7 protein-coding genes are annotated in these 8007 nt (G+C 38.1%); 4 read left to right on the top strand and 3 right to left on the bottom strand.

Annotated features, from left to right (window positions below; all coding sequences use genetic code 11):
- Positions 1-357: 357 nt before the first annotated feature.
- From H1P_RS28825 to H1P_RS28810, 4 genes are all read left to right on the top strand, one after another.
- Positions 358-1662 carry an NAD(P)/FAD-dependent oxidoreductase gene (locus H1P_RS28825; protein ID WP_144874222.1) on the top strand — a complete coding sequence of 435 codons (1305 nt, stop codon included), beginning with the start codon at positions 358-360 and terminating at the stop codon, positions 1660-1662.
- A gap of 73 nt (positions 1663-1735) precedes the next feature.
- On the top strand, positions 1736-2446 hold the full coding sequence (locus H1P_RS28820; protein ID WP_144874220.1) for a 2,3-bisphosphoglycerate-dependent phosphoglycerate mutase: 711 nt from the start codon (positions 1736-1738) through the stop codon (positions 2444-2446).
- Positions 2447-2630: 184 nt separating this feature from the next.
- Positions 2631-2969, top strand: coding sequence for a hypothetical protein (locus tag H1P_RS28815; protein WP_144874218.1), 339 nt, complete (start codon positions 2631-2633; stop codon positions 2967-2969).
- A 130-nt stretch (positions 2970-3099) separates the two neighbouring features.
- Positions 3100-3576 carry a TspO/MBR family protein gene (locus H1P_RS28810; protein WP_144874216.1) on the top strand — a complete coding sequence of 159 codons (477 nt, stop codon included), beginning with the start codon at positions 3100-3102 and terminating at the stop codon, positions 3574-3576.
- A gap of 98 nt (positions 3577-3674) precedes the next feature.
- Here the strand turns inward: H1P_RS28810 and H1P_RS28805 are convergent, their stop codons facing one another.
- The 3 genes from H1P_RS28805 to H1P_RS28795 all read right to left on the bottom strand — a co-directional run.
- The gene (locus H1P_RS28805) at positions 3675-6212 is read right to left on the bottom strand and encodes a hybrid sensor histidine kinase/response regulator (RefSeq protein ID WP_246142001.1); all 2538 of its coding nucleotides are present in this window, start codon (positions 6210-6212) and stop codon (positions 3675-3677) included.
- Positions 6196-7572, bottom strand: coding sequence for an Hpt domain-containing protein (locus tag H1P_RS28800; protein WP_144874212.1), 1377 nt, complete (start codon positions 7570-7572; stop codon positions 6196-6198). Before H1P_RS28800 ends, H1P_RS28805 begins: the two co-directional genes overlap by 17 nt.
- A gap of 31 nt (positions 7573-7603) precedes the next feature.
- A partial coding sequence (locus tag H1P_RS28795) for a methyl-accepting chemotaxis protein (protein ID WP_246142000.1) occupies positions 7604-8007 on the bottom strand: 404 nt, incomplete at its 5' end.

Below are 8007 nucleotides of genomic sequence, written 5' to 3'. Positions count from 1 at the left end.
GTAGACAGTAGCAGCACGGAAGTAGTTGATACTTTTGAAGCCGATGGCAAACGTCCCATTATGGCTAATAAATATCAGGTGGTAGGCACTTTAGATATTGATGGAGAACGTCCTATTACTCAGAAGTAATCTCCAACAGGCGATCGCAGCTTCCTGTCATGACAGATTCCCCGAATTATTTGGAACGAGTTTATTTTGTGGTTGTTCGCCTTTTTTTGATACTGGAATTCAAAATCTACCTAGGGACAGAATTCTTTTGATAATGTAGCCTTTATTGTTGATATATATTTAGTCCTCTATGAGTTAAAAATATAATATTCAAACTTGTTGTTTTCCTGAAAATATTTTGAACAAGTGTTGTTAAAAAGACCAAAAATAGTTGTTATCGGGGCTGGTTTTGCTGGGTTAAGGACTGTAAAAAAATTAGCTTTAGTTAATGCCGAAATCCTTGTAATCGATCGCAATAATTATCATACATTTATCCCCTTATTGTATCAAGTTGCTAGTGGTTTTATTCCTCCAAAAGCGATCGCTTATCCCTTAGAAAAAGCTTTGCGTTCAATACCAAATGCTCGTTTTTTACAGGCAGAAGTGCAAACAATAGATTTGGCAGCCAAAGTAATTACAACTAATATTACTAATGTTTCTTATGACTATTTGGTATTAGCCACCGGTAGTCAAGCTAAGTTTCTTGGTGTAGAAGGCGCATCCGAATATGCCTTACCCATGAAAACTTTAGATGATGCCATAAAAATACGCGATCGTATTATTAACAATTTTGAACAGGCTACAATTTGTCAAGATTTTGATTGTAGAAGACAACTTTTAACTATTGCAATTATCGGTGGTGGTGCGACGGGTGTAGAGTTAGCAGGAGCGTTAATTGAATTAGCAAAAGGCACCTTATTTAAAAATTATCCCACAATTAAGCCTCAAGAATTCAGAATAATTTTGATTCATTCAGGAGCAAGATTGCTGGCTGATTTTCCCCACAATTTAGGCGAATATACTAGCAAGCAACTGCGTCGCCGTGGGGTAAAAGTACATTTACAATCCCGTGTTTATGAAGTTTTTCCTGGGGCAATTGAGTTAGATGATGGCACAATTTTAGAAACAGCAACCACTATTTGGACAACAGGAGTAGAAGCTAACTATCCTCAACCAGAAGTAGAGCTACCCATCGCTAATAAGGAAAAAATCTGCGTTACCAATACTTTGCAATTACCCAACTATCCTGAAGTTTATGCAGTAGGAGATGTTGCATTTATCAGACACAGAGGTGAACCTTTACTAGGCATCGCTCCAGAAGCTTTACAACAAGGAACAGCTGTAGCTAAAAATCTACAACGACAGTTACAAGGGTTACCTCCTCAGCCTTTTAATTACTTCAATAAAGGAACAGCAGCCATAATTGCGCGTAATAGTGGTGTTGCCTATCTGTTAGGGCGCATCCCCTTAAAAGGATTTTTCGCTTGGTTGTTGTGGTTGGGTATTCATCTTTATTATCTACCTGGGGTGGCTAATCGTGGTGTTGTTTTAGGTAGCTGGCTTCGTGATTATCTAACCAGAAAAAGAGATATACGACAATTAGGGAAATGTCGGCAAATCCCCCAATCTCCCAACGTTAAGTTGTCAAGAAGTTTTACTGCAAGGAAGGAGTAAAAGGTAATAGGTAATAGATATTCCCTAACTTCACAATAAAACTCTTCTTCTTTATCACAATTGGTAGAACAACATGAACGATCGCAAAAAAGCAAAATTGATTTTAATTCGTCATGGTCAAAGTACTTGGAATGCGGACAATCGTTTTAGCGGTTGGGTAGATATTCCTCTTAACTCTACAGGTCGTCGTGAAGCAATGGAAGCAGCCCAAAAAATCAAAGAATATGCCATCGATGTTTGCTTTACTAGTATGTTAATGAGAGCCAAAGAAACCACGGCTATTTGTTTAACCGAAAATAGCGATCGCTGTGAAAAGAAAAGCCCTGTATTTAAGCACGATGCTGACAATCCTAATTGGCATGGTTGGGACAAATATGACGGCTATATTAAAGAAGAAATTCCCATTTATACCAGCCCCGATTTAGATGAACGTTACTATGGTGATTTGCAAGGCTATAACAAAGCAGAAATGGCAGAAGAAGTAGGTAAAGAAATAGTGCATCAATGGCGACGTTCTTTTTCTACTAGACCCCCAGGAGGCGAAAGTTTAGAAGATACAGCAGCTAGAACAATTCCTTATTTTCAAAAGCAAATCTTACCCTATTTAAAAGATGGTAATAACGTCTTGGTTTCGGCTCATGGTAACTCATTGCGTTCTATTATTATGCATCTTGACAATCTAGAAGAATCAGAAGTTCCTGGTCTAGAATTAGCCACTGGTATTCCTATTGTTTACACAGTAAATGAAGAAGGCAAAATTGTAGATAAACAAATTTTAGAATGAGAATTGAATCGATCGATCGGTCGCAGCAAGGATGAGTATTAAGGTAGGAATAGTATTGCTCACCCTACTTCCTTAATTTATGTCTAACGATAGATGGCAATATCTAACCTAGTGGGGAAGTAAAGATTAGCTTTAATTTATACAATATAGACAATTGAATTAGTTTATTAATAAATTGTTTACAATGTTGAATATTTCCCAAAAAATCATGCGTTTACTAGCCATATTTATTGGAACAACCCTAGCCAGTATTTATAGTTTACCCCTCAATGCTCAAACAAATACCGTAGCAGATAGTGGAGGTATTCTAGAAGATGTTGAAGCAGGAGAAAATCTCAACTGGGGCTTTACTAGCGAAAACGAATCTATTTCAGTAAAAGATGACATTCAAGAACTTGAAAACTACAGGATTTCTGAGTCTAGCTCTGAAGAAGATATCGAATTAATCGAAGACACGCGAAAATGGGGTAACAGAGGAGATATCGAAGACTATTCTGTTGAAGTAGAAGTTTACGATTATTGAGATTTATGTCTTTAGAGAGAAGATAATTAACCAGTAAATGCAGCATCATAAGTGCTGTTTCTTATTTTGTGGCTAGTTACAATAAAGTTCTGGATATTTAATAGTATTATATTTTTCAAAAATTAACAATATGATTCCTTCCTGGCTAGTAATTGGTATTGTTACCCTTGCTGTTCCTTTTACTCTTAATCGCTTTATTTCTAGCAGAGATTTTCGCTGGTTCAAACGTTTACGTCGTCCCGATTGGTTAACCTTTGAATCGGCAATCCCAATTATTTGGACAGTAATTTTTATTTGTGGCGCATGGTCAGCTTATAACGTCTGGGAAACCAATCCTGGCAATTTGTCTACTTGGTTATTGATGGGTTTTTACCTATTAGTAGAAATTGCAATTTCTCTTTATACCCTAGTAATGTGTAAAACCCGCAGTCTCAAAGTGGGAACAATTATCGGTGGGACTGGCTTTTTTTTAGGAGCAATTTTAGCCGTTATAGTCGCGCCAATTTCTACTACTGCATTTTGGCTATTAGTTCCTTATTTACTTTGGAGTCCAGTAGGAACTTATGTTACTTGGCAAATGATGCAGCTAAACCCCATAGATGCTTAACACAACTCGATTATTAATTATTCAGTTATCAGTACTTAACGATCGCTCTATCGCTTATCAACATAAAACTATTTTTTATTGAGATTAATTTATCAATATTAATCATCTAGCAATTTTGCCAATCTATTCAATAGCTGTTGTTCATTGTATGGTTTAGTCAAATAAGCTGAAGCTCCTAAATTCATCGCTAATTTTTGATGTTTTTCATTGCTGCGAGAAGTCAACATAATGATGGGAAGTTGTGTAAATTCGGCTCGCTCTTTGATTTCTTCGAGAACGCCATAGCCATCAAGTCGTGGCATTTCAATATCACAAATAACAGCTTGTGCTGAAAGTCCACCAAGTAATTTATCTACTGCTTCTTGTCCATCTTTTGCTTGCTCTACTCGATAACCAGCTTTTTCGAGAGTTAGACATAAATAGCGACGGACATTAATTGAGTCATCCACTACAAGAATGGTTTCGGTGGTAAATAGATTCCTGTTTAAGTGATGATTTTGATAAGAGCGATCTCGGGTAGATTTATTGCTGAGGCATTCTTCTATTAAGATGATGGGATCGATTAGAGGAATAACTTTTCCATCTCCAAAAACCATAGAACTAATAATTCCTGAAGGTAAAGGAATAGGGCTATCAATTAGTCTCATGGTAGATTCCTGCTCATGCCAAAAACGACTAATTCGCAATGCTGCAAATGTTTTACCATCTTTGATTAATATAGCCATAGGTCGATCTATGGCAGGATTTTCCGTTAAACCAAAACTGTTATGAACACGATGATAAACTAAAGTTTTTTCTATCTCAACTAAAGGAATTTCTGTCTGATTCCAAGGTATATATTTATTGTCTTCTGAGATTTTTACTTTTTCTAATTCTAGGGGTACAATCTCTCTGATACTATTGGCAGGAATAGCTAAAATAATACCAGCCTGCTCAATAATTGCTACTCTTAAGATAGATAAGGTAAAAGGAATTCTGAGAGTAAATGTTGTACCTTCACCTGGCTTGGTTTCGACCCGAACATTACCACGAATCTCTTCGAGATTAGTCCGAACAACATCCATACCGACTCCTCTACCTGAAAGTTCTGTGGCTTGCTTTGCAGTACTAAATCCAGGGTCGAAAATAAAGTCAAGTAGATCGGCTTCTGGAATTTGGGTAACTTCAGATTGAGGAATACCCATCTGACAAACACGATCGCGAATTTTATCAAGAGAAATCCCCCCACCATCATCGCTAACGGTAATGATGGTATAAGTACCTCGACTGTTTGCTTGAATCGTAATTGTCCCTGATGGGGGTTTACCAGCAGCTATTCTGGTTTCAGTGTCTTCTATGCCATGGTCAAAAGCATTACGCAACAGATGCATCAAGGGATCGCTAAGAGCCTCAATAATGGAGCGGTCTAAAAGGCTGTTTTCGCCGATAATTTTGAGGTCAACCTGTTTATTAAACTGAATATTCAGATCGCGAATTACTCTGGGAAAACGTTTGACCACTTCTGCAAAGGGTAACATTTGAGTTCGCGTAACGTTACCTTGCATTGATTTAGTTGTATAGTCAAGGTTACGAACTGCTTGGCTAATCTCTTGCAATCCTAATTCGATATCTGTGGAGACTTCTTGTAGTTGAACAATGGTTTCTATTTGTTCTTGACAGATAAGATGAACGTCACTGTAGCGATCCATCTCTAGAGTATCAAAGCGATCGCTGTATGTTTGGGCTTTACCCAGATCGCTCTTTAGTTTGTCTTTTAGCAAATCATGGTTGCTGGTTAAAGAATTAACAGAGTTTTGTACCGCCTGTTGTTGGTCGGTGGAGAGTAATCCTTCTATGGAAGCGCGATCGTACCATTGTTTTAACTGAGTATTAGAACGTTCTATTTGAATCATTCGCTGATTCATCAAGGACATGACGTTTTGCAACTGTTTCAATCGTAGACCAATGGTATTGCGGTCTAAGATTAATTGTTCAAAAAGACTATTAAATTGTTTTAGTTGGGAAACTGGTACTCTTACCATCTTGTCTACAAAGTTCTTTTTCTGTGGCGATAAGAAGTTGGTAGAACTATTGGTTGTTGTTTGCTGTTTTTTCTCTATGACATCAGCATCAATCTCAAAAGCCGATTGTAACTGATTCAGTTCGGCAAAATCCTGTTCTAGAAGGTCGAAATCTGTCTCGATCTTTGGTTCTTCTTGTGAATCTATGACATCAGCATCAATCTCAAAAGCCGATTGTAACTGATTCAGTTCGGCAAAATCCTGTTCTAGAAGGTCGAAATCTGTCTCGATCTTTGGTTCTTCTTGTGAATCTATGACATCAGCATCAATCTCAAAAGCCGATTGTAACTGATTCAGTTCGGCAAAATCCTGTTCTAGAGGGTCGAAATCTGCTTCTATTGCTTCAGGTGAATCTGTGACAGCAGCATCAATCTCAAAAGTCGATTGCAACCCATTCAGTTCGGCAAAATCCTGTTCTAGAGGGTCGAAATCTGATTCTATTGCTTCAGGTGAATCTGTGACAGCAGCATCAATCTCAAAAGTCGATTGCAACCCATTCAGTTCGAGAAAAATAAAATTATGTTCTAAAGGAGCGAAATTGGTCTGGCTCTTCGGTTCTTCAGGTGAATCTATCAATCTCAAAAGTCGATTGCAACCCATTCAGTTCGAGAAAAATAAAATTATGTTCTAAAGGAGCGAAATTGGTCTGGCTCTTCGGTTCTTCAGGTGACTCTGTGACAGTAGCATCAATCTCAAAAGCCGATTGTAACTGACTCGCTTCGGCAAAATCTTGTTCGACAAGCTCGAAATCTGCTTCTATTGCTTCAGGTGAATCTATGGCATCAGCATCAATCTCAAAAGCCGATTGTAACTGACTCGCTTCGGCAAAATCCTGTTCGACAAGCTCGAAATCTGCTTCTATTGCTTCAGGTGAATCTATGACAGTAGCATCAATTTCAAAAGCCGATTGTAACTGACTCGCTTCGGCAAAATCTTGTTCGACAAGCTCGAAATCTGCTTCTATTGCTTCAGGTGAATCTATGGCATCAGCATCAATTTCAAAAGCCGATTGTAACTGACTCGCTTCGGCAAAATCTTGTTCGACAAGCTCGAAATCTGCTTCTATTGCTTCTTCTGTGGGTGTGAACGGTAAATCACTCAAATCCAGAAAATTATTTTCTGGGAAATCAATATTATTATGTCTGTTTTCTGTTTCTGATGCGAGTTTTTCCCTTCCTTCCAGACAAGAAGGTAATTTTTCAATCCGTCCTCGTAAAACCAAAGCGTGCGATCGCCTCCAAGCTTTTAAAGCCTGCTCTGCTAAAGGCGCAATTTCTGAAGGGGAAAGGCTTCGTGCCTCTTTTTGAATAGACTGACAGAGTTGTATGAAGGGTTCAAGACTTGCCATTTTGCCAAAACCGATTAGTTCTTGGGCAGTTTTGGTTAATTCTTGAGAGAGTTCGGCAATTTCTAATTCTTTTGATTTGGTTTCAAAGCGATCTAAAACTGCATCAACACCTTCTTCAAAGATTAATACAGCAGGATCGACCTCTTCATCTTGTGCTAACAAGGCATTTTCGTCTGCATCTTCTAAATCACCTAGTTTTTGGTGTAGTTTTGGAAAAATTGGTTGTGTGCGTTCATTTAACTCTGATTTTGTAACTTTTACTCCTTTTTGATTTAATTTGCTAACATCTCGTAAGAGATCTACACCTTGCAACAAGAGAGTTTCCACTTCTGTTGTAATTTGACTCGAACTGTAGCGAACCCGCAAAATTTTAAAAAAATCTTCTAAACAATGGGCAATTCCACTCAAAGTATCAAAACCCATCATCGCAGCACCGCCTTTAATAGAATGAGCAGAGCGCAAGATCAAGTCTACTTTTTGACTATCCACCACAGCATCAGCTAATCCTATAAGATTAGACTCCATGAGATCAAAATATTCTTCAGCCTCATCGAGAAAATTCAGGCGAATTTGTTGTTCTGTATCCATACCAAATTTACGAATAATAAATGATGAATGATTAATCCGCTACTTTAAACTGAGCTACGGTAGACTCTAGATTTTTGGCTACTTGAGCAGTCTGGGAAATTGATTTTGCTACCTTTTTAGAAGACTTAGAAGTAGTTTCCGATACCCGAGCAATTTTTTGCATCAAGCTAGTAATATCTTGAGAAGTATCCGCCTGAGATAATGCACTTTGAGAAATAGATCGCATCAATTGGTTAATTTTCTGTGATTTTGTCAGTACCAAGCTCAAGCTTTGTTTAGTTGATTCCACTAGGCGTGTCGAGTCTACTACTTGGGCTGTACCTGATTCCATTGCTTGAGAGACTTCTAGGGTTGCTGATTGGATTGTGGAGACAATGTTGGCAATTTCTTTAGTTGCTGCTGCCGATTGTTCTGCCAATGCACCGACTTGTTCTG

It is taken from the genome of Hyella patelloides LEGE 07179 (assembly GCF_900659865.1).
In the GTDB taxonomy this organism is placed as follows: domain Bacteria; phylum Cyanobacteriota; class Cyanobacteriia; order Cyanobacteriales; family Xenococcaceae; genus Hyella; species Hyella patelloides.
This window is presented reverse-complemented; position numbering and strand designations above follow the sequence as displayed.